This window comes from Sinorhizobium sp. GQ132, from assembly GCF_059758575.1.
Genome location: NZ_JCAXDX010000007.1, coordinates 224770 through 246957 on the forward strand (window position 1 = coordinate 224770; position 22188 = coordinate 246957).

General features: G+C 61.1%; 18 protein-coding genes and 2 pseudogenes. 13 read left to right on the forward strand and 7 right to left on the reverse strand.

What is annotated here, in order from left to right; genetic code table 11:
• Positions 1–21: 21 nt before the first annotated feature.
• Positions 22–1113: a Gfo/Idh/MocA family protein gene (locus tag AC6CIG_RS19435; RefSeq protein ID WP_338280049.1), complete on the reverse strand. Its 1092-nt coding sequence runs from the start codon at positions 1111–1113 to the stop codon at positions 22–24.
• A 345-nt stretch (positions 1114–1458) separates the two neighbouring features.
• On the opposite strand from AC6CIG_RS19435, the gene AC6CIG_RS19440 reads away from it, so the two are divergent.
• Together AC6CIG_RS19440 and AC6CIG_RS19445 are read left to right on the forward strand one after the other, a co-directional pair.
• A complete protein-coding gene (locus AC6CIG_RS19440; RefSeq protein ID WP_275598632.1) occupies positions 1459–2475 on the forward strand; it encodes a LacI family DNA-binding transcriptional regulator in 1017 nt (338 codons plus the stop codon).
• 104 nt (positions 2476–2579) lie between these two features.
• Entirely contained in the window at positions 2580–2846 is a 267-nt protein-coding gene (locus tag AC6CIG_RS19445; protein ID WP_014528166.1) for a DUF2277 domain-containing protein, read from the forward strand.
• Positions 2847–2894: 48 nt separating this feature from the next.
• On the opposite strand, the gene AC6CIG_RS19450 is transcribed toward AC6CIG_RS19445, so the two are convergent.
• A complete protein-coding gene (locus AC6CIG_RS19450; protein WP_498323532.1) occupies positions 2895–3884 on the reverse strand; it encodes a zinc-dependent alcohol dehydrogenase family protein in 990 nt (329 codons plus the stop codon).
• 101 nt (positions 3885–3985) lie between these two features.
• Here AC6CIG_RS19450 and AC6CIG_RS19455 point away from each other — a divergent pair, with 101 nt between their 5' ends.
• Positions 3986–4891 (forward strand): LysR family transcriptional regulator, encoded by a 906-nt coding sequence (locus tag AC6CIG_RS19455; RefSeq protein ID WP_498323534.1) that lies wholly within the window; start codon positions 3986–3988, stop codon positions 4889–4891.
• 186 nt (positions 4892–5077) lie between these two features.
• Here AC6CIG_RS19455 and AC6CIG_RS19460 read toward each other — a convergent pair whose 3' ends face one another.
• Positions 5078–6700, reverse strand: coding sequence for an ABC-F family ATP-binding cassette domain-containing protein (locus AC6CIG_RS19460; RefSeq protein WP_498323536.1), 1623 nt, complete (start codon positions 6698–6700; stop codon positions 5078–5080).
• A gap of 322 nt (positions 6701–7022) precedes the next feature.
• On the opposite strand from AC6CIG_RS19460, the pseudogene AC6CIG_RS19465 reads away from it, so the two are divergent.
• From AC6CIG_RS19465 to AC6CIG_RS19500, 8 genes and pseudogenes are all read left to right on the forward strand, one after another.
• Positions 7023–8678 (forward strand): annotated as a pseudogene (locus tag AC6CIG_RS19465) (M10 family metallopeptidase C-terminal domain-containing protein).
• Positions 8679–8694: 16 nt separating this feature from the next.
• Positions 8695–8922, forward strand: a complete 228-nt coding sequence (locus tag AC6CIG_RS19470; protein WP_100674081.1) for a hypothetical protein — start codon at positions 8695–8697, stop codon at positions 8920–8922.
• A 171-nt stretch (positions 8923–9093) separates the two neighbouring features.
• A pseudogene (locus tag AC6CIG_RS19475) lies at positions 9094–9271 on the forward strand (selenide, water dikinase SelD); the annotation flags it as partial.
• Positions 9272–11117: 1846 nt separating this feature from the next.
• A complete protein-coding gene (repA, locus tag AC6CIG_RS19480; protein ID WP_100674083.1) occupies positions 11118–12293 on the forward strand; it encodes a plasmid partitioning protein RepA in 1176 nt (391 codons plus the stop codon).
• On the forward strand, positions 12290–13294 hold the full coding sequence (gene repB, locus AC6CIG_RS19485; RefSeq protein ID WP_498323537.1) for a plasmid partitioning protein RepB: 1005 nt from the start codon (positions 12290–12292) through the stop codon (positions 13292–13294). Before repA ends, repB begins: the two co-directional genes overlap by 4 nt.
• A gap of 156 nt (positions 13295–13450) precedes the next feature.
• Positions 13451–14656, forward strand: a complete 1206-nt coding sequence (repC, locus tag AC6CIG_RS19490; protein WP_498323538.1) for a plasmid replication protein RepC — start codon at positions 13451–13453, stop codon at positions 14654–14656.
• Between the two features lie 315 nt (positions 14657–14971).
• On the forward strand, positions 14972–15388 hold the full coding sequence (locus AC6CIG_RS19495; protein ID WP_498323539.1) for an organic hydroperoxide resistance protein: 417 nt from the start codon (positions 14972–14974) through the stop codon (positions 15386–15388).
• A gap of 28 nt (positions 15389–15416) precedes the next feature.
• Positions 15417–15542: a hypothetical protein gene (locus tag AC6CIG_RS19500; protein WP_272939047.1), complete on the forward strand. Its 126-nt coding sequence runs from the start codon at positions 15417–15419 to the stop codon at positions 15540–15542.
• Positions 15543–15604: 62 nt separating this feature from the next.
• Here AC6CIG_RS19500 and AC6CIG_RS19505 read toward each other — a convergent pair whose 3' ends face one another.
• Positions 15605–16258, reverse strand: coding sequence for a TetR/AcrR family transcriptional regulator (locus AC6CIG_RS19505; protein ID WP_498323540.1), 654 nt, complete (start codon positions 16256–16258; stop codon positions 15605–15607).
• 109 nt (positions 16259–16367) lie between these two features.
• On the opposite strand from AC6CIG_RS19505, the gene AC6CIG_RS19510 reads away from it, so the two are divergent.
• Positions 16368–17957, forward strand: coding sequence for an ABC-F family ATP-binding cassette domain-containing protein (locus AC6CIG_RS19510; protein ID WP_498323542.1), 1590 nt, complete (start codon positions 16368–16370; stop codon positions 17955–17957).
• A gap of 90 nt (positions 17958–18047) precedes the next feature.
• Here AC6CIG_RS19510 and AC6CIG_RS19515 read toward each other — a convergent pair whose 3' ends face one another.
• Genes AC6CIG_RS19515 through AC6CIG_RS19525 form a run of 3 tightly spaced genes read right to left on the reverse strand, consistent with a single transcriptional unit; the run spans position 18048 to position 21111 of the window.
• Positions 18048–19016, reverse strand: a complete 969-nt coding sequence (locus tag AC6CIG_RS19515) for a quinone oxidoreductase family protein (RefSeq protein WP_498323543.1) — start codon at positions 19014–19016, stop codon at positions 18048–18050.
• Positions 19017–19071: 55 nt separating this feature from the next.
• Positions 19072–19638, reverse strand: coding sequence for a TetR/AcrR family transcriptional regulator (locus AC6CIG_RS19520; RefSeq protein ID WP_018096547.1), 567 nt, complete (start codon positions 19636–19638; stop codon positions 19072–19074).
• A 57-nt stretch (positions 19639–19695) separates the two neighbouring features.
• Positions 19696–21111: an aldehyde dehydrogenase family protein gene (locus tag AC6CIG_RS19525; protein WP_498323545.1), complete on the reverse strand. Its 1416-nt coding sequence runs from the start codon at positions 21109–21111 to the stop codon at positions 19696–19698.
• A gap of 98 nt (positions 21112–21209) precedes the next feature.
• Here AC6CIG_RS19525 and AC6CIG_RS19530 point away from each other — a divergent pair, with 98 nt between their 5' ends.
• Positions 21210–22100, forward strand: a complete 891-nt coding sequence (locus tag AC6CIG_RS19530) for a LysR family transcriptional regulator (protein ID WP_498323546.1) — start codon at positions 21210–21212, stop codon at positions 22098–22100.
• The last annotated feature ends 88 nt before the right edge of the window (positions 22101–22188 follow it).

Sequence of the window (22188 nt, forward strand, 5' to 3'; positions counted from 1 at the left end):
ATTGAAATTCCTCCCTTGCAATCAGTCGACCGAGATCTCGGAAAGCTTGACCGTGCGTGCCTCGGCGATGGAGCGGTAGCCCGCCTCCACCAAGGCGACGGTTTTGACGTTGTCGGCCACGGAGAGCGCCGGGGCTTCGCCGGATTTCAGCGCATATTGCAGCTGTTCCATCACCCCGATGAAGGCATGGGGGAACCACATGGTCTCCCATTCCGGGCTGACCCACTTTCCGTCCGTCGTCTTTTTCGACGCGTATGAAAGCGTCGAGGGCGAGCCGTCCGGCCAGCCGATCGTGCCCTGCGCGACGCCTTCCGTGCCCTCAACCCGCCACTTGATGTAGATGTCGCTGTCGAACCCCTCCTCGCGCGGGCCGGACCAGACGTCTTCCATGGAGACGGCTAGAACGCCGTTGGGGAAGGTGAGCGTCGAGACCGTGATCCCGTCCGTATGGGCAAATTCGGTGCGTGGATCCGGCCGGGTGACCGTCGTGATCGCGTCCGGTTCGCCGAACAGGAAACGCAGCACGTCGAGGTGATGCACGCTCATATTGGCGAGGGTCAGCCGGTCGTATTCCTCGAGGAAACCTTGCCAGTGCGGAATCGCCCGCATCTCGATGGTCGCTATGACGACCGTCCCGAGCTCGCCTCTGTCGAGGATCTGCTTCAGAACCCGCATAGACTGGTCATAGCGCATATTCTGGTTGACCGAGAGTATCTTGCCGGCGCTTGCCGCCTCGTCCCGCAAGGCCTTCGCTTCGTCCAGCGTGAGCGCCAATGGCTTCTGCGCGAGGATTGCCTTGATATGCGGCTGCGCAAGTGCTTCGCGGATCAGCGCCGGCTGCTGGTCGGGCGGAAAGGCAATGTCGAGAATCTCGACGTTCGCATCGGCTATCAAAGCGGAAGGCGTCGCATGAACGGCCGGAATTTCCCAACGGGCGGCGACGGCCTCTGCCCGTTGCTGCGTGCGTGAGGCGATCGCAGCGACGGGGAAGCCCGCCTGCCGATAAGCGGCCAGATGACATTCGGCCATGATCATGCCGGCTCCGATGCAGCCGATCTTGTATTCTTTCACCCGCACCGGCGGGTCAGGCACGAAGCCATTGGCAGCGCTCACGAAACTCCTCCCATTCACCTCGCCGGCGGCGCCGCACTCCCTCGTAGCGGCAAACTTGCGGCCGGCGACTTGTCCGGTTCCACTCTTCCCCGGCACCAAGTCGAGCGGGATACTCATTCCGATACGCATCAAAGTCAACATCATTATCAATCTTTTTACATCATTTTTTTAGGCTTTATGATGTGCCTCCCCAACCCTCCATTTTGCCGGCCTGCGGGATGATCGATATTTCAGTGGAAAACCGGGCGTTTCTCCTGCCTCATTGTCGCGACGACCCCACTCCCTCTTGTTTCTTCGCCAGGAAGGATTACATCAAAATACATCATTTTTAGCGAAGAGGCGGCTTTGCGATCCACACTGACTGATATCGCCCGGGAGGCTGGCGTTTCGAGCGCGACCGTCGATCGCGTCCTTAACAATCGCAGCGGCGTCAAGCACAGGACGCGCGAAATCGTCATGGATGCCGCCCGGCGTCTGGGCTACCTCAGCCCCGCCGCGCACAACGCCTCCGCGGAAGGGCGCGTGCGCCTCGACTTCGTGCTGCCGGCAGGCACCAATACCTTCATCGCCAACCTTCTCCGTCAATTGCAAAGCCAGGGCACGGCCAGACCTGATCTCGACGTGCGCGTCCACTCCATCGAAGGGTTCAATCCCGATACGCTCGCCGGCACCCTTCAGGAATTGAGGGGCGAGACCATGGGGGTGGGCGTAATTGCCTTGGACCATCCGACGGTCAGAGAGGCAATGCGTTCACTCGCCTCGTCCGGAGTGCCGATCGTAACGCTCGTATCCGACATCCTGCACGTACCGCGCACGGGCTATATCGGCATCGACAATCGCGCGGCCGGAAGGCTCGCAGGATACCTGCTCGGACGTTTTCTCGGCCGAGAGACGAAGGGTAAGATCGCGCTGTTCGCCGGCTCTCTCTCCTACCGAGGCCACGAGGAACGGGAGATGGGCTTTCGTCACATCATCGCTGACGAGTTCCCCGCCCTCGAAATCGTCGAGTTGCGCGAGATCCGGGATGACCGCGAGCGCGCCTTCGAGGAAGCCGCTGCACTGTTGAAGCGTCACCCGGACCTGGCGGGCATCTACAATATAGGTGCCGGTAACTCCGGTATCGGCCAGGCTTTGGCCGAGGCCGGAAAGGCCGAAAGCATCATATTCGTCGGTCACGAGCTGACCGAGCACAGCAAGAGGCTGTTGCTAAACGGCGTCATGGACGCAGTGATAGACCAGAATCCGCGGGTGGAAGCCCGCGAGGCGCTTTCGATGCTGGACTGCGCCGTGCGGGGCAAGCCGATCGACTATCATCCGCCGCGTCTGCAAGTGATCTTCCGGGAAAATATACCCGAGACCTGACGGCGGCGCGGCCGGCTCGACCGGTTGCAAATCGCGCTCACGTGACTACCTTCAACTGGGCAGCCTCCCTTGGTGACAAGGAGAGAGATGACCGGGAGCAAATCATGTGCCGAAACATAAAACCTTTGTTCAATTTCGACCCGCCGGCGACGGATGAGGAAATCCGTGACGCGGCGCTGCAGTTCGTGCGCAAGCTGAGCGGAACGACCAAACCGTCGAAACGCAATGAAGCCGCCTTCGAGCGCGCGGTCGATTCGATCGCGGCATGCGCCCGCGAACTTCTGGACGCGCTGGAGACGTCGCAGCCTCCGCGCAATCGTGAGGAAGTCGCGGCAAAGGCGCGCGAGAGATCGGCGATGCGGTTCGCTTGAGCCTATGATCGACCGCTCGCTTGCCCGGCACGGAAGTCGCGTTTCGCGTCAGACGGTCACAACGATTTTGCCGAACTGGTCGTTGGACTCCAGAAAACGATGCGCCTCGACGATCTGATCGAACGGGAACGTCCTGGCAATGACGGGTCTCAGGGCACCCGCCTCCAGACCTTCCAGGATGAATTCCTTGGCGACCTCCAGGCGTTCCGGATCGGCGAGCAGCTCGTGGACCAGGTAACCACGCAGCGTCAGTGATTTGCTCAGCACGTCAAACAGCGGGAACGGGGTCTTCTCCGGGCTTAGCCCGCCATACTCGACAAGTATGCCGCCCGGTGCCATCGCGGCCGCCAACGGTTCGAAGATCGGGCCGCCGACGGGATCGAACACGACACGTATTCCCCGCTGTCCGGAAACGCTTTTCAGCTGCGCTTGCAAGTCCTCCTCCAGGGAGGCGACGACATGCGCCGCGCCGGCCTCCAACAGGCGTTGCCGCTTCGCAGATGTCCGGGTGACGGCTACCGGTATGGCGCCGACCATGTTGGCGATCTGGATTGCGGCAAGCCCGACACTGCTCGATGCCGCGGTAATGGCGACGAAATCTCCCCTGCGAAGCCCTCCGATATCGACGAGGCCGCCGTAAGCGGTGAGATACTGCATCCACACAGCGGCGGCCTCTTCAAAGCTCAGCGATGGCGGATGCCTGACGAGGAGTGCGGCAGGAAATACCGCAAGTTCCCCATAGGCGGGCCACCGGATCATCGATTTCGGCGGCAACAGGCTGACCGGATCGCCGGGAGCGAACCCTTGAACGCCCGGGCCGACCGTTTCCACAAAGCCTGCTGCCTCAAGGCCGAGGCCGGAAGGAAATACTGCCGTCTCGATATAGGCGCCCGCGCGGAGCAAGGCCTCGGCCCGGTTGAGGCCCAGCGCCTTGACGCGAATGCGAACCTCATGGGGCCCGGGCTCCGGCACATGCACCTCTTCGATCCTCAGCACCTCCGGACCACCCAACTCGTGAAAACGAACGACGCGCGCCATAGCAAGACTCCAAAACAAATGTATTGAATGAGCTATGACAGCAGTGGTTCACCCGATAAATGGAGAGAAAGGCAGAACAGTAGAAACGGAGAGTTTTCAATATGGATCGCCTGACCAGCATGGCTGTATTCGTCAAAGCGGTCGATCTCGGCTCGTTCGCCGCCGCAGCGGATGCTCTTGGACTATCCGGGCCGATGGTCGGAAAGCATGTTCGATCGTTGGAGGATCGGCTTGGCGTGCAGCTTATCAGCCGCACCACGCGGCGACAGAGCCTGACGGAGTTCGGTCTTGTCTATTACGAACGCTGCCGGGTGGTGCTCGCCGAAGCGCAAGCAGCGGATGCGCTTGCGGCCGATCAGCTTTCCGAACCCGGCGGCAAACTGCGTGTGACGATGCCGGTCCATTTCGGCCGGCACTGCGTCACTCCCGTATTGCTGGAACTCGCCCGAAAATACCCGGCGCTGGAACTTGACCTTTCGTTCAACGACCGCATCATCGACCTTGCCGAAGACGGCTATGATCTCTCTATCCGCACGGGCGTCTTGCAGGACCGGGCGGGATTGATTGCCCGGCGTGTGGCACGCCAGCCGATGATCGTGTGCGCCTCTCCCTCTTATCTGGAGTTGCATGGCTGTCCGGAGACGCCGGAGGATCTGGCGCAGCACTCGGCAGTCGTATATCGCCGATCCGGGCCGGTCCCGCCCTGGCTTTTCCCGGGGCCGGGACAATCTTCATCGGAGGTGACCCCGCTCCACCGGTTCCGTCTCGACGATCTCGATGCGATCGCTGACGCCGCCGCACGAGGGCTGGGGCTTGCATGGCTTCCCTTCTGGCTGGTGCGGAGGCGGATCGAGTCGGGAACGCTCGTCCGGCTTCTGCCGGAGCAGCCGCCGTTTCAATATGATTGCCATGCAGTATGGCTGCAGACGCCGCACCTGCCGCTCAAAGTTCGCGTTGCCGTCGATGCCTTGGCGGCGCAACTGCCGAGTTTCATGAACCTGCAATGAGAGTTGCTCGCCACACCCCTTTGGCGAGGGACGATCAGGCAGCAGCAACCTTCTTCATGCGGCGCTTTCGATAAAGGAAACTGTGCTTTCAATGTCTGCGATCCCGGCCTGGCAGACGGGCCGGGATCGCGTGGCGGAGTAGCGCCAAGCGTCAACCGGAGACGCAGGCCGCGGAGGCGCGGCGCGTCACCCGCGCAGGCCCGGCGCCTCTTGCCCCGTGCGCTCCACATATTCGCTGTAACCACCGCCGTATTGATTGATCCCGTCCGGCGTGAGTTCCAACACGCGATTGGAAAGTGCCGACAGGAAACGGCGATCGTGCGAAACGAACAGCATCGTGCCCTGATAGGCCGAGAGCGCCTTGATCAGCATTTCCTTGGTATCGAGGTCGAGATGGTTGGTCGGCTCGTCGAGAACGAGGAAGTTCGGCGGGTCGAACAGCATTGCGGCCATTACAAGCCGCGCCTTCTCACCGCCGGAGAGCACCCGGCATCGCTTCTCGACGTCATCGCCGGAAAAGCCGAAACAGCCGGCCAGCGCTCTAAGCGGCGCCTGCCCGGCCTTGGGGAAGCGGTCCTCCAGCCATTGCAGAATGGTGCTCTCGCCGTCGAGCAGATCCATGGAATGCTGGGCGAAATAGCCGACCTTCACGCTGGCGCCGAGTGAGACGCTGCCCTTGTCCGGGTTGGTCGTGCCGGTGACCAGCTTGAGCAATGTCGATTTGCCGGCGCCGTTGATGCCCATGATGCACCAGCGTTCACGCCGGCGGACCATGAAATCAAGGCCGTCATATATCGTCCGGCTGCCATAGGTCTTGTGGACGCTCTTGAGGTTGACGACGTCTTCGCCGGAGCGCGGAGCCGGCAAGAACTCGAAGGCGATGGTCTGGCGACGACGCGGCGGCTCGACGCGGTCGATCTTTTCAAGCTTCTTCACCCGGCTCTGAACCTGCGATGCGTGCGAGGCGCGTGCCTTGAAACGTTCGATGAACTTGATCTCCTTGGCGAGCATCGCCTGCTGGCGCTCGAACTGAGCTTGCTGCTGTTTCGCGTTCAACGCACGCTGCTCTTCATAGAAACCATAGTCGCCGGAATAGGTTGTCAGCGCGCCGCCGTCGATCTCGATGATCTTGGTGACGATCCGGTTCATGAACTCGCGGTCGTGCGACGTCATCAAGAGAGCGCCGTCATAGCCTTTCAGGAAGTCCTCCAGCCAGATCAGACTTTCGAGATCGAGATGGTTGCTCGGCTCGTCGAGCAGCATGACGTCCGGCCGCATCAAAAGGATGCGGGCGAGCGCCACGCGCATCTTCCAGCCGCCCGACAGTTTGGCGACGTCGCCGTCCATCATCTCCTGGCTGAAACTGAGGCCGGCGAGAACCTCGCGGGCACGTCCCTCGAGCGCATAGCCATCGAGCTCTTCGTATCGCGCCTGCACCTCGCCGTAGCGCTCGACGATCGCATCCATTTCATCCATGCGATCCGGATCAGACATCGCCGTCTCGAGCTCACGCAGTTCCGCCGCAACGGCGCTGACCGGGCCTGCCCCTTCCATCACCTCGGCGACGGCCGACCGACCGGCCATCTCGCCGACATCCTGATCGAAATAGCCGATGGTCATGCCCTTCTCGACCGAGACCTGCCCCTCGTCGGGCAGTTCCTGACCGGTGATCATCCGGAAAAGGGTCGTCTTTCCCGCTCCGTTCGGCCCGACGAGCCCGATCTTTTCGCCGCGGTTCAACGCTGCCGAAGCTTCGATGTAGAGTATGCGGTGGCTGTTGGACTTGCTGATATTTTCGATGCGGATCATGCGGAGGACGGCCTATCTGGTTGCGGGCACCCCTATGCCACGGGTTGGCGTAGCTGTCACGCCGGCCGGACGCAACTTCTTCTCGGCGAGGCTATGCCCCGCACGGCGGCTCCCAACCAGCGCACGCATGGTAGACGCCGCTCCCCTCGCCTCGCTGGCGTAAGCAACCCACAGGTCTAGACCACCTGGTCTGACCCAACCCGACCATCAGGCCGAATTAAGGTGTTAACCGAGACGAGCTATAAGCGCACCTGCGGATCATACCTCGGCGCATCGCACGCGGGTACTGACCTGACTTCAACCCCGACGGTCTGGGAAAACGATGCCTGCAACCACGACTTATGCAACGACTGGTAACGCCTATATCAACGGTCTCCTCGGCGACTGAAAATGGGCGATCAAGGACTTCACGTTCAGTTTCCCGACCAGCGCTTCGTTCTACGGCTCCGGTTACGGCAATGGCGAGCCGCTGAAGGGCTTTGCGGTCTTGAGCGCCGCACAGCAGGCCGCGACGCGCGCAGCCCTCGATCAATTTTCCTCCGTCGCCAACGTGACATTCACCGAGGTCACGGAGAGTGCGACCAAGCATGCCGATCTCCGCCTCGCCTCGTCCGACGCTCCGAGCACCGCCTGGGCCTATTTCCCCTCGACCGCGGCAGAAGGCGGCGACGCGTGGTTCAACAAATCATCCGGCCACTACAGCCGACCGGCCAAGGGAAACTACGCCTATGTGACATTCCTTCACGAGACCGGCCACGCGCTTGGGCTGGAACACGCCCATGAAGGCAACGTCATGCCCGTGAACCGCGACTCGATGGAATACACGGTCATGAGTTACCGTTCCTATGTCGGTGCCTCGACCACGACCGGCTATACCAACGAGACCTGGGGATACGCGCAATCCCTCATGATGTACGATATCGCCGCCTTGCAGCATATGTACGGCGCGGATTTCACCACCGAAAGCGGAAACACCACCTATCGCTGGAGCCCGACGTCGGGCGAGATGTTCATCAATGGTGTCGGTGAGGGTGCCCCTGGCGGCAACAAGATCCTGCTTACGGTATGGGACGGCGGCGGAACGGACACCTACGATTTCTCCAATTACACGACTGCACTGAAGGTCGATCTGCGCCCGGGCGAATGGACGACCACCTCGGCCGCGCAATTGGCGAAGCTGCACTATAGCGGTTCAAAGGTGGCGATCGGCAATATTGCCAACGCTCTACAGTTTCAGGGCGACGCCCGCTCCCTCATCGAGAACGCGAAGGGTGGCACAGGCAGCGACACGATCACCGGCAATGCCGCTGCAAATGCTCTTTGGGGTAACGGCGGCAACGACAGGCTGATCGGCGGCGATGGCAACGACAATCTTTTCGGCGGTGCGGGCGCCGACCGGCTCGACGGCGGCAATGGCACCGATCTGGCGAATTACTCGAATGCCACAGCCGGCGTCGTCGCAGATCTTTCCTCGCCCGGTTCCAACACGGGGGAAGCGGCGGGCGATACATATGTATCGATCGAGCGACTCTACGGTTCAGCCTTCAACGACTCCCTGCGCGGAGACAATGGCGCAAACCTCCTGAACGGCCTTGCAGGCAGCGACGTGCTGAATGGGCGTGACGGCAACGACACCCTGATCGGCGGTAACGGCGCCGATCGGTTGATTGGCGGCGGCGGTGCGGACACCTTCGTCTTTCAGACGACCGCACAATCGGCGCCGGCTGCCAGGGACGTGATCGATGATTTCGCGTCCGGCATTGATCGGATGGATTTGCGTTCAATCGACGCGAACAGCAATGCGGTCGGAGACCAGGCATTTCTATTTATCGGCAGCAGTGCGTTCCACGGCAAAGCGGGTGAACTTAACTTCAGGAGCGGGATAGTCTCGGGTGACGTCAATGGCGACGGCCTTGCAGATTTCCAAATCAAGGTGACGAATCTTTCGGCTCTTTCCGGAAGCGATTTCCTGCTGTGAGGGGGTTGGAAAAGCCATGAGCGAATGGATCGATTTTGAGCGCTGGCCAGACTGCAAGAGCATGGAGCGGCCCGGGATCGTCTTCGAGGTCACCAACGGAGATCAGACCCTGCTGACCGATTGCGTCGTCCCGCTGCCGTTGCCGTCTGACTGGGTGGTTCATCCTCTGCGCTTTCGCGCCGTGCCGCAGCCTCGGCCTCGGCACTCTTCGCCGTTACCGAAGCCGGCAGGTCCGCAGCAGTAAACACAACACCGACCAGGCGGCCGGTCGGCGGCCTGATTGATCAGGCGCATCATCGATGCCTCACCCCTCGCGGCGTCGAAGCGCCATGGACGTGCTGCGCCGCAGCTATTAGATTCGTCGGATTATATGCGGTAGCGATGGTTACCGCTGGCGGCCGCTGCTGGAGGATTGATGAACGCTCTTGCTCCCCGGCTCACGGACCTCGCTCACTGTGGCGGTTGCGGCTGCAAACTCGCGCCCTCCGTTCTACAGCAGCTTCTTGCCACGCAACCGGCTGCCCGGCCTTTACCCAGCTCCAGATGATGTCGCCGTATGGCAGGTAGACGACAGCACCTGCGTGATTGCCACCGATTACCGTTTTCACCGGTTTCGGAGTCCTCGGACACGGACTTGAGATGGCCCGTGCGTGTCAGCTTTCCCGGTCGGCGGCGATTGTTCCCCGCGGGGAACATTTGAAAAGCCCTGCGGCCTAATCTGGTCCGGTTAAGCGAGGCCTCGCAGCGTCAGCAGTGGCGGAAGTCATGCGGTATATAGCTTCCGTAAGGCATTTTAGCCATTATATTTCAATGACTTACCCGGACCGTCAAGAAACCCAGAAGGACCCGTCAGCCAGCACTATAGAGCGTACCCTAAGTCCGCCGGCTCACGCAAACTGTAATTTCCCGGCCGCCAATGCAAGGCCTTTCATACCGTTTAGCGACTTTTGCCATGAAGCAGAGCGGGAGTCCTTCAGAGGAGATCCGTTACGAGAGGTCTCTACAGCACAAGCCTGCTTTGTCGAACTCAGCCTTGCCCCGATCCCGCTCTCCACCCGTCCGACGACACCCGGAATGCTGATGGCATATTTGTCTCTCGCTCACTCGACCATCTGCTGGGAGAAAAGCTTCGATACAGCTAAATCCGATCGCCATGCGGTTCTGCGCTAAGGATGCGCATCCAGCCGTGCAACCCCCGCCATCCGTGACGCCCTCCCCTCCCCCTGGCAGGGCACGAGCCGACCAACGTCCCTTCGCAAAGGCTTGAAGCTTCACGGGGTCGATCAGCGGAGATCCTTCACGGAAGGTCAAAAGCAAAAGCCCGGTTGCGGGCCGACCGGCGCCAAGTGCAGCCGTCACCCACAGACGTAGCCGAAATGGCTCCGAAAGTTCCCCGCGGGGAACCGAATGAAAAGCGGCATCCGGCCGCATCTGAAGCGCTGCACGGCAGACCCGCGGCAAGGCCAGTCGAACGTCCATTGGATCTCCGCCTCGCCGTAAGCCGCGTTCCCCGCGGGGAACGCGGCCGGCCGCACAAGGTTTGTGCGGCCGCGAATGAATCCTCACCCAGGCCTGCGGGAACATGCCGTGTAAGTCGAGTTCCTCGGTGGCCGTCGAGCGAAGCGTGGCTGGCGGCATCTCACACCCGCCGCAGATGGCCGCGTCAAGGGAGCACCGGTTGGCCCGCCGTCAAGTTCCCCACGGGGAACGCCTGGCGTTCCGACCGCCAATTGCGTGAGGCAAGGGTCCAGACGGAAAGCATATTGCCGGAACAGTTCCTGACGAGAGCCGCAAGGCTCCTGCCCATGCGGCGCACCATATATACGCCACCGGCAGCATGCAGCGCGCAACCGTCTCCACAATCCTAGTCTCGACGCGATCCTTGTCTCGTGTGGCGGGCGATGCATTGCGTGTCTCTCCAATAGTCCGTTCGCGCCAGGCCGCCGTCGCGTTCCCCGCGGGGAACCGTTCGGTGCAGTCGTCGCCCGTAAGCATCCTACGAAGCTGGGGCAGGGGGTACGAGCGAACATCGAAAAGCCGGGCTTTTTTCCATGCATGCACATATGTGCCGCCTTTGCGGTCAGCCCGTACCGCCTCGCAGCTCTCGCCGTCCAGCGCGTTCCCCGCGGGGAACTCTGGCTAGAGTTCACCAGGTCACCGTTCGAAGCAACGCTGGAGGCTCCGAACCGGCCGCTCGCCGTGAACCACTGTCGCGGCTCAACATGCCCGCGTGGAGGCTCGAGAACCGAAGCGCGGGCGCTTCCCACCGGCACCAAGCGTCATCCACAGCGCGCATTGATGGCCATAGCCGAATCGGAGTACGTCTTAGTTGCGGAGATTTTTCGAATTTGCGTGTTTTCGAGTAGTTACGTGGCGGTTAGCAAACGGTTAACCACTTCACTGCTTATGTGACGGAAACGATCACCAGGGATTCTTTCGATGACGCGACACCTAAGCAGCCTCGCTTTCATGGAAAACTTTTCCAGCAAGCTCGAAATGGCGCTGAACAACTTGAGCATGGCGCAATTTCCCCCGGATGCGCGCCGCACGATGCGCAAGTTCACCTCCACCGAAGTTGCCGCCCTGCTGGGCGTAACGGAGGCCTACATCCGCCAGGTTGCGGCCAAGGAACAGGGCCCCGAACCCGAAATCGCCAACGGACGGCGTTTCTACACGCTCGATCAGGTTCTTGAATTGCGCTTGGCTCTTTCGCAAAACGGCCGGAAGAAGTGGATGAATCCCCGCCGGACAGGCGACGAGCAATGCCAGATCGTTGCCGTCACCAACTTCAAAGGCGGCTCCAGCAAGACCTCCACGACAATCCATCTCGGCCACTATCTGGCGCTCAGGGGCTATCGCGTGCTGGCCGTGGATCTCGACCCGCAGGCATCGCTCACCGCCCTTCATGGCAGCCTGCCGGAATTCGACTACCGTGCGGGCGACACACTTTTCTCAGCCATTCGTTTCGACGATCCCGTCCCGACGAAGTCCATCATCCATAAGACCCACATCGTCGGTTTCGATGTCATCTGCGCCGGCCTCGAACTGACCGAATTCGAGACAGCCGTCGCGCTCGAGATGCGGCGATCCGCAGGAACGGGCTTCCTGCTTCGCGTTTCCCAAGCGCTTGAGCAGGTCGCCGAGGATTACGACTTCATCCTCATGGACTCGGCTCCGTCGCTGAACTTCCTGACGCTTTCGTCACTGACGGCTGCCACCGGCGTCATCATCCCGGTTCCTGCGCATATGCTGGATGTGGACTCCACGGCGAAGTTTCTGGAGCTTGCCGGGTCCTACATGCAGATCCTGAATGAGGTGGGCACGGCGGCTCAATGGGACTTCGCCAAGTTCCTGATCACCAAATTCGAGCCGAACGATCATCCTCAAGCCAACATGTCCGCGCTGATGAGACAGGTGTTCGGCGAGGATCTGCTCCTCAACTCGGTCATCAAGTCGACGGCCGTGGCCGATGCACTGACTTGGAAGCAGAGCCTGTACGAGGTTCAGAGGTCCCGCTTCTCGGCTCCGAAAACCTACGACCGCGCCATCGAGTCGATCAACGCGGCCAATGCTGAACTCGAAGGCCTGTTCTGGAAGGCATGGGGGAGAGAATGAGCCGCAAGGATTCCAAAGGCCTTTTTGCCAATGTCCTCGGGCAGCTGGAGAATTCTGCGGAGACGGGCGGAATGCAGCGGTCCACGTCACCCCACCTTCTCAAGGTCGCCGCAGGCGTCCGCCAGATGCAGGAACGCAGCGAGCTTGCCGAACGCCTCCTCAAGGATGGTGGCCAGATCGTCGAGATCGATCCGGACGAGATCATGGAATCCGCCATCCGGGATCGCTTCGATTCCGGCTACAGCGAAGCCAGCATCGCGGATCTGCTCGAGTCGATGCGTGAGCACGGGCAGAGTACTCCTGGCTTGGTCCGCCCGGTTCAGGGGGCCGCAAGGCCGTTCCAGATCGTATTCGGCCGCCGGCGGCTTGCCGCTGCCAAACTCCTCGGCATCAAGTTCAAGACGATTGCCCGTGAGCTGAGCGACGAAGAGGCGATCGTTCTCCAAGGGGAGGAGAACAGTAACCGCAAGGACCTGTCCTTCATCGAGCGGTGCCTTTTTGCGCAGTCGCAGGAGGCTGCCGGTTATCGCCGCGACGTGATCTGCAAGTCGCTGAGCACCGGCAGGTCGCATATTTCCGAAATGATCCGGATAGCGGCAGCATTGCCGCGCGACATCCTGATGCAGATTGGTCCGGCCCCTGAAATCGGACGGCGCAGATGGGTGGACTTCGAGCTGCGCTGGGCGGCCCACACGGAGCCCTCGAAGGTAGCCCAGTCGGTTCTGGAGAGAGACCAGATGCAGGCCTCATCCAGTGACGTTCGATTCGCTGCAGTTTTTGAGGCGCTTGCCAAGGTGGATACCAAAGCTGCAGCCGCTTCCGCCACGACCGATCTGATCTCTCATGGCCTCGTGCTTGGCCAGATCCAACGCGGCAAGTCGGCTTCGAAGCTCACGTTCAACAAGTCTGTGCCGTCAGGCTTTGTCGATTTCATTGCAGGTCAGATCGAAAGCCTGCACGACCAGTTCATGCAAAAGCAGCATTCGAAACAAGGAGACTAACCCGCAAAAGAAAAAGGCCCCCAACGAACAAGCCGTGGAAGCCTTCCTCAGATTTGTAGCAAGATCGAGAATCGCATTTCCACGAATCACAGTCAAGAGTCCTTGGCACCGTTTTTGGTGAGCTGCTTTCTTTTGCCTTATCGAAGGTGAAGGAAAATGGAGAGTGGAAGTGTGACGACGCCCTTTGGGCGGCGGTCGATGACTCTTGCCATGTTGGCAGGCCAATTCATCTCCCGCGACATCGAACCTGGGAAGTCGGTCGACAAGTGGAAGCTGTTTCGCTCGCTTTGTGCGGCAAAGCGCCGTCTCGGCATCAGCGACCGGGCGCTGGCCGTTCTGAACGCGCTGTTGAGCTTCTATCCGGAGAACACGCTGAGCGGTGAGACCGGTCTGGTCGTCTTTCCCTCGAACGTTCAGCTGTCGCTGAGAGCCCACGGCATGGCGGAGGCGACGCTCAGAAGGCACCTGGCCGCTTTGGTCGAGGCAGGGCTTGTCGCTCGCAAGGACAGTCCGAACGGCAAGCGCTATGCACGCAAGTCTCGGGATGGAGCGATCGGCACGGCGTTCGGCTTTTCGCTCGCACCGCTCCTGGCTCGCTCCGGCGAAATAGAGCGGCTCGCTGCCGAGGCCGAGGCCGACCGGCTCGAGCTGCAACGGCTGCGCGAGCGGCTGACGCTTTGCCGCAGAGACATCGCCAAGCTGATAGACGTGGTGCTCGAAGAACTGCCCGGCGACTGGACGTCTATGCAGGAAGATTTTCGAAGCCTTGTCCAGGCTATACCGAGGGCGCCCGACATCGCTGATCTCACCCCTCTGGTAGAGGCGTTCGAAACGCTGCGCGAACATGTGGCTAACCAGTTGCAAAAGCGCATAAAACCACAAGAGATGAGCGGCAATCCCGATCAAACTGAGCGGCACAAACAGGAATCAAAACCCGAATCTATTATTGAACTTGAATGCTGCTCTTCGAATGAGCGGTCAGGCGGCCAAGCCATTGAACGGGCTCACGAGGCAAAAAGGGCCTTTCCGCTGGGAATGGTCCTGAAGGCCTGCCCGGAAATCATCAACTACGGTCCTGACGGCACGGTGAAAAGTTGGCGCGACCTTATGATCGCTGCGGTTACGGTACGATCTATGCTTGGCGTTTACCCCTCGGCCTATCAGGACGCCTGCGAGGTCATGGGACCGGAAAACGCCGGCATCGCCGTGGCTTGCATTCTGGAGAGGGCAGGGCATATCAACTCCGCCGGCGGCTATCTGCGCGATCTGACCGCCAAGGCGCGGCAAGGGAAATTCTCGCTCGGCCCGATGCTGATGGCGTTGCTGAGGGCGAATGGCTCTGATCAGCCGAGGGTGTCGTGATCCTGACGGGCCGACGCCGCGGGGAACACGATCGGCACGAGCATATTGCCGACCCGCGGGGGCCGAGCGATCCCACTCATGCGAAATAACCAGCGGCATCCTCTGTTGCCGCTTTCAACCGTGAGCGTCGGGCGTGCCCCAATTTCGTCGGTGGCTTACTAGGGAAGTACGCCGGCCTCTTCGGCGATCTTCCAGTGAGATGCCTACATCCGGGTACAATTCCGGCGGTTTCGCAAACATGCCCGATACGTCGCGCAGGCAGAACACACGTCGTCAAATGTCGCGATCGTGCGACGCAACCGAACGGAGTGTCTGATGACAACGCAGGAAAAGGTTCTCTACACCGGCAAGACCCATACGACCGGCGGCCGTGAAGGGTTCGCCCGCAGCGACGATGCCCAACTGGACGTCAGGCTTTCGTCTCCCGGCAGCGGCAAGGCCGGAACCAATCCTGAGCAGCTCTTCGCCGCCGGCTGGTCGGCCTGTTTTATCGGTGCACTGGGCCTTGCCGCGGCGAAGCATACGTTGTCGCTCCCGGCCGAAACGGCAGTCGATGCTGAAGTCGATCTCGCCAAATCGGATGGCGGCTTTTTCCTTCGAGCCCGGCTTGCCGTCAGCCTGCCCGGCATCGACGCGGACCTTGCGCGATCGCTCATCGCCGAAGCGCATCAGACCTGCCCCTATTCAAAGGCAACGCGGCGGAACATCGAGGTCGATCTGACGCTCGCCTGACCGAGCTCGTGATTCAAGGGAGGTTTAGATGAAGCGCTTCATAGTCGGCATACTGACATTCGCCGTTGTGGCAACGCCTTGCGCCTACGATATATTTTCGGCGGAGCCGTCGGCGCTGGCCGGACTCCTGGCGGCGTCTGTGATGCCGCTCTAACGGAGCGGATGCCGCCATTTCGCGGAGGGATCGGCTGCGAGACCAGCCGATCCTTCACACGTTCAGGCTTTCTGCGGTCGATCGGGTTCGCGTCTCATGGCAGTCTGGAAAATGGCCCAGCGGCTTTCGAACAGGCGAAGATTTTCGGCGTCCGGACACTCGGACCCGCAGAGACGGACACGATTATTCGCGCCTTCAAGCAAATCGACAAGGACGTGGCAAATCTCAATGGCAGACCCCGGCACGACCAGGCCCGCGGCCTGAGCCGATGTGATCGCCTGCACGACGGGCTCCAGTGCAGCACTCGACCACGCCGCCAACCTTTCCCGCAATGGCAAGGAAAACACGGCCTCGGCGGTAACTGACATATAGAAAGCGGAATAATCCCGGTCCGTGCCGAAGCGGAAATAGCTGAAAGCCATATCGCGCAACACTGCGAGAGGTGCATCACCCTGTCCCGCCGCGTCGGCAAGCGTCTTGCGAAAGCGGACGAGGTCACGTTCGACCACGGCTTCCAGAAGCGCCTGCCTGTTCGGATATCTCCGATAAAGCGTGTGTTTCGAGATTCCGAGCTCGGCGGCAATCTCTTCCATGGACGTGTTCGCAACCCCCTTGCGGGCAAAAGTCGAGCGGGCGCTATCCAGAAGACGGCGGGTCAGAGCCTCGGCCTCTTCCCGGGTGGGACGTCCGCCGCCACGTCTGCGAACTATATTCATCTATGTCCGACCCCGTCGATGGGCGGGATGAACAACGCCATTGTCCGTACCGCCCGTTGCTGATAAAAGCACGGTACTGTGCTGTTATTAGCAATGCAACAGGTTCGCCATGCCCTCCATCACTCTCTCCGCACTTTCCTGGTCGAAACCCGATGGGGAGCATGTCTTGACCGATCTCGACCTGGCGTTTGGTCCGGAGCGGACGGGGCTCGTCGGAAGAAATGGCGTCGGAAAAACCATCCTGCTCAACATCCTTGCCGGTACATTGAGACCTTCCTCCGGCACGGTTGCCATCCAGGGACGCGTCGCGCTGGCGAGGCAGATGCTTCGGCCCGGCGCCGGTGAAACCATCGCCGATGTGTTCGGTGCGACCCAGGCGCTTGCGGTGTTACGGCGCGCCGAAAAAGGCGAGGCGACCCTTGAAGAACTGGAGAATGCGGACTGGACGGTGGAAGAGCGTATAATGTCCGCCCTTGTCCGGCTTGGACTGGACGCGCGGGCGGATACGCTCCTGACCGAACTCTCCGGGGGCCAGCGCACGCGGGCGGTGCTCGCGGCGGCAATTTTCTCCGAGCCGGACTTTCTGCTTCTCGACGAGCCGACCAACAATCTGGATCGTGACGGCAGACGGGCGGTTATCGACCTTCTTTCCGACTGGCGCAGCGGAGCGATTGTCGTCAGCCACGATCGTGAACTGCTCGAAGAAATGGACGCGATTATCGAACTGACCTCGCTCGGCACAAAGCGCTACGGCGGCGGGTGGAGCGCCTATCAGGCGGCGAGGGCGGTCGAGCTGGAGGCGGCGCAACAAAGCCTTGCGCATGCACAGAAGACCGCCGACGAAATCGATCGCAAGGCACGTGCCCTGGCAGAGCGCCAGGACAGGCGTGACGCGTCTGGTGCCCGAAAAGCGGCAAAGGGCGACATGCCGCGGATTCTGCTGGGCCGGCGCAAGAACAATGCGGAAGAAAGCCGGGGCAGGGGTGTGGAACTCGCCGAGCGACAGCGCGCAGGCGCGCTCGAGGCCATCACAGCCGCCAAAGCGCGGATCGAGATGCTGCAGCCCTTTTCCATCCGTCTTCCGCGAACCGAGCTTCCAGCCGGCCGGCAAGTCCTCGCGTTCGACGGCGTCACGGCGGGCTACGATCCCGCCCGTCCGGTCATTCGAAATCTATCCTTCTCTCTGGTCGGCCCGCTGCGCCTTTCGATCACCGGCCCCAACGGGTCGGGCAAGACGAGCCTTCTGAAGGTGGTCACCGGAGAATTGCCGCCCTTTGAAGGAACCGTTTCCGTAAACGTTCCTTTCTCTCTGCTGGACCAGAGCGTCAGCATCCTGGAGCGCGGCGAGACGATCCTCGATAACTTCAAGCGGCTCAATCCCGGTGCCGGCGACAACGCCTGCCGGGCGGCGTTGGCCAGCTTTCGCTTCCGCGCGGATGCGGCATTGCAAAGGGTGGAGACTTTGAGCGGCGGGCAGGTGCTGCGCGCCGGCCTTGCCTGTGCACTCGGCGGTTCCGATCCCCCATCGCTGCTCATTCTCGACGAGCCGACCAACCATCTGGATATCGACTCCATCGAGGCGGTTGAAGCTGGGCTGCTCGCCTATGACGGCGCACTCGTGGTCGTCAGCCATGACGAGACATTCCTTGCCAACATCGGGATAGACACGCGTCTGGAGCTCTCGACCTGCAGCGGCTGACGCCGATCCCTCGTGCGTACCGACGCTCTTCAGAGGTATTGCGGCCATGCCGGCGTCGGCCGCGCCGGCATGTCGTTCGTGACTTGCTCCTTACGGGATCAAAAGCAGTTTGCCGGTGGTTGCACGGCTTGCCATCGCGGCATGGGCGCGGGCGGCGTCGGCAAGGCGATAGGTTTCGCCGATCGTCACCGTGATCGTCCCGTCCCCGATCCAGTCGAAAAGCTGTTTGGTGCGCTCGAGGAGGAGTTTGCGAGTGTGGATGTGATCCATGAACGTCGCGTAGCCGATCTTGATGCTCTTCGGCAGGCTCATGATATCGAGCGGTCCGGGCCCGCCGAGCACCGGTCCATACCAGCAGAAAGTGCCGGACCGGCGGAGCGCTTCGATCGACCCCTTGAAGGTCTTGGGACCGGAGCCATCGTAAACGACGTTCACGCCCTCACCACCAGTCAGGCGCAGGACTTCGGCGGCAAACTGTCCCTCTGTATCGACGATGACGTGCTCGGCGCCGGCCTTTTTGGCGATCGCGACCTTGTCTTCGGAAGAGACGCGTCCGATTACTCGGCCACCCCTTAGCCTGATAATCTGTGTCAGCAGGAGGCCGACCCCGCCGGCCGCCGCATGAACAAGGGCGATGTCGCCTGGCTGCACGGGATAGAAATCCGTCGCGAAGTGACTGGCCGTGAGCCCCTGCATCATCGCGGATGCAGCCGTTCGATCGTCCACGGTATCGGGAATTTTCACGAGGGAGGCTGTCGGTACCGACTGGCGCTGAGCATAACTTCCGGGAGCATAGACCCAGGCGACGCGATCGCCCAATTCAAACTCGCCCGCTCCATCGCCGACGGCGAGCACGCGACCAGCGCCCTCGACACCCAGAACTTTCGGGTTAGGGATGTCGGTCCAGGCCATACCTTGGCGCACGCCGATGTCCATGAAGTTCACGCCGGCCGCGGCGACCTCCACCACGACATGTCCCGGCCTCGCGACGGGCTCAGGCCAGTCGACGAATTCCATCACGTCGGTATCACCGACCTCTTTCATCACAACGGCTTTCATGCGTATATCCTTTTATTGACTGATAATTCCAGAAAAGAGCAAGGTTTTCCGCCTGCTAGGTGACTGCGCGAAGCGCCAACCGGCTGAGGGACTGCAGATGTTCCCGACCGGCTCCCCCACGTGCGGCTATCCTGATACCGGCGATATTGGCAACGAGGAAATCGGCCACCGCCTCAGCGGACAATGAACCGGCTAAGTCACCTGCAGCCTGGGCTTCTCTGATGCGTTCAATCGCGGCGTTCTTGAGCCGAAGATCGGCGGCGTGATGCAGTGCCGCCAGGTCGGGTCGCCTTTGACCGAACTCGCAGATCGAGTTCACGCCGAGGCAAGCTTGGTTTGCATTGTCCACAACGCGTTCCATCACCAACCGGATACCGTCCAGTGCACGCGGTTTGCCGCGCAACAAGGCGATATGAGCACTCGTCTCACTCGCCGAATAGCGTTCCACCGCGAGGCAGTAGAGCTTCCACTTGTCACCGAAGGTGTCGTAGAGGCTCTGGCGGCCGATTCTCATCGCGCGTATCAGCATCTCCGTCGAGGTGCCCTCAAAACCATGCTCGCGAAACACGGCGATCGCCGCGTCCAATGCCTCGTCCCTGTCGAATTCCTTGATCCGTGCCATAAAGCCCATATAGGAATACTGGAACGATCTGTCAAGAATATGCTTGCCGGTTGTTCCTCAGGAGATTACCGCACGGGGCTCGAGGAAGGCTTCCAGGCCGAAGACGCCGAATTCGCGGCCGAAGCCGGATTGCTTGAGGCCGCCAAAAGGTGCAAACGGCTCGTGCGGTGCGCCATTGATGATCACGCGACCTGCCTCGATGCGATCAGCAGTGCGCTTTGCCCGCTCGGGGTCGGAAGAGAAGACATTGGCCTGCAGGCCGTAGTCGGTATCGTTGGCGATCGCGATCGCTTCTTCCTCGTCGCGATAGGAAAGGACGCAGAGCACCGGACCGAAGATCTCCTCGCGGGCAATGCGCATGTCGTTGCGGACGCCGGAGAAGATGGTAGGACGAACGAACCAACCCCGATCGAGGCCTTCGGGACGCCCTTCGCCACCGATCAGGAGAGTTGCACCTTCTTCCTGGCCGAGACGCAGGTAGCCTTGCACGCGGTCCCATTGCTTCTGGCTCACCAAGGGCCCGATCCGCACCTCGCGATCACCGGGATCACCGACCGCGAACACCTTTGCCGCCTCTTTCAGGCGCGCCTCGATCTCGTCGCGACGAGATTGGGGAACGAGGATGCGGGTACCGGCAATGCAGGCCTGTCCGCTATTGAGGAAACCGGCAGCCAGTACCTGAGGGATCGCAACTTCGAGATCGGCATCGTCCAGGATGATGCTGGGGCTCTTGCCGCCAAGCTCCATGGTGACCCGCTTCATCGTCGCCGCGGCCGTCTGGGCGATGGCGCGGCCCGTGACGGTAGAGCCCGTGAACGTGATCTTCGAAACATCCCGGTTTGCGGTGAGCGCCGCACCCACGACAGCGCCGCAGCCGGTGACGATGTTGAACACCCCCTTCGAGAGAGCCGCTTCATGCAGGCATTCCGTGATGACCTGCGTTTGGATGGCGCTCATCTCGGAAGGTTTGATGACCATCGTGCTGCCCGACGCAATCGCTGCCGACAGCTTTCCGCAGATGAAGCTATAATTGCTATTCCATGGTGTGATCGCCACCGCCACCCCCGAAGGCCGCATCTCCACGTCGGCGCGGCCGATGCGCCGCCGGAAATCGTAGCTCTCCAATGTCTTGGCCATATCGAGGAACACGTTTCCGGCTCGCCGCGCCGCAAAGTCGATGAAACTCGACGGCGCTCCGTATTCCACCCGCATGGCTTCAACGAGATCGCCCGCGCGCTCAGAGACTGCCGCATGCAAGCGCTTCAGCACGGTGATCCGCTCTTCCTTCGACGTATTGGAGAATGCGGGAAATGCACGCCTGGCCGCCGCAACGGCGCGGTTCGCGTCTTCCTCATCCGCCAGGCGCACCTTTCCGATCTGTTCCTCGGTCGCCGGATTAAAGAGCGGGGCCCATTGCTCGCCGTGGGGTTCGACGAAGCTGCCGTCGATGTAGACTCTGTCGATGATACGCATTGCCTCTCTCCTGTTATGGCTTCACCAGGAAGATGGAATGCATTATCTGTTGCGGCTAGTCGGACAAAATCGGACAGGCTGGTGAGCTATATCGCACAATGAGGGCAAGCTTGAGCGAATTGGAGGCGGTTGCCGCGGTTGCCCGCCATGGCGGCTTTCGCGCGGCCGCGCGCGAACTCGGCATGTCGTCATCGGCATTGAGCCATGCGATAGCAGCGCTGGAAGAGCGCCTAACAGTCAGGCTGTTCAACCGCACGACGCGCAGCGTCGCGCTCTCTGCTGCGGGAGAACAATTCCTCTCTGCGATCGCACCGGCCTTGCAAACGATCGAGAATGCGATCGAGCATATCGGAGAGCATTCGAGTAGACCCTCGGGCAGGCTTCGGCTCAATATGGCGCCGGGCGCGGCACGCATGCTGCTGGAGCCGCTGCTGCTCGAATACGGCCGCCGCTATCCCGAGGTCGAGCTTGAGGTCGTGACGGAGAATGCGCTTGTCGATGTAATTGGGAAGGGTTTCGACGCCGGAGTACGACTTGCCGAGGCAGTTTCGCCCGATATGGTGGCCATTCCGATCACCCGGACCCTCCGTTTCCTGGTTGTCGGATCGCCTGAATATTTCAAAGGGCGTTCCAAGCCAGTCGTCCCGCTCGATCTGGTGCGGCATCGCTGTATCCAGATGCGCATGGCGAACGGCAGGCTGTATCGCTGGGAGTTCGAGCGGCGGGGTGAAGCGCACGTGGTCGACGTTCCCGGCAATCTGACGCTCGATGCGACGGACCTTATCCTGGAGGCCGCCCTTTCGGGCGCTGGACTCGCTTATATCGGCGAGTATTCGCTCGCTGCGCATATCGCTACTGGGCGCCTTGTTCCGGTGCTGGAAGAGTGGTGCCCCGCCTATCCCGGGCTCAGCCTCTATTTTTCGCAGCGCCGTCACATGCCCGCCAGATTGCGCGCCTTCATCGACCTGATCAGGGAACAAGCCGTTTGACCAATGGGGTAAAATTGCGCCAAATCACGGGGAGCATGCGCCGGCCCAATTGATGCAGCCCAATCGACTTGGCGGACAGGCTGCTTTT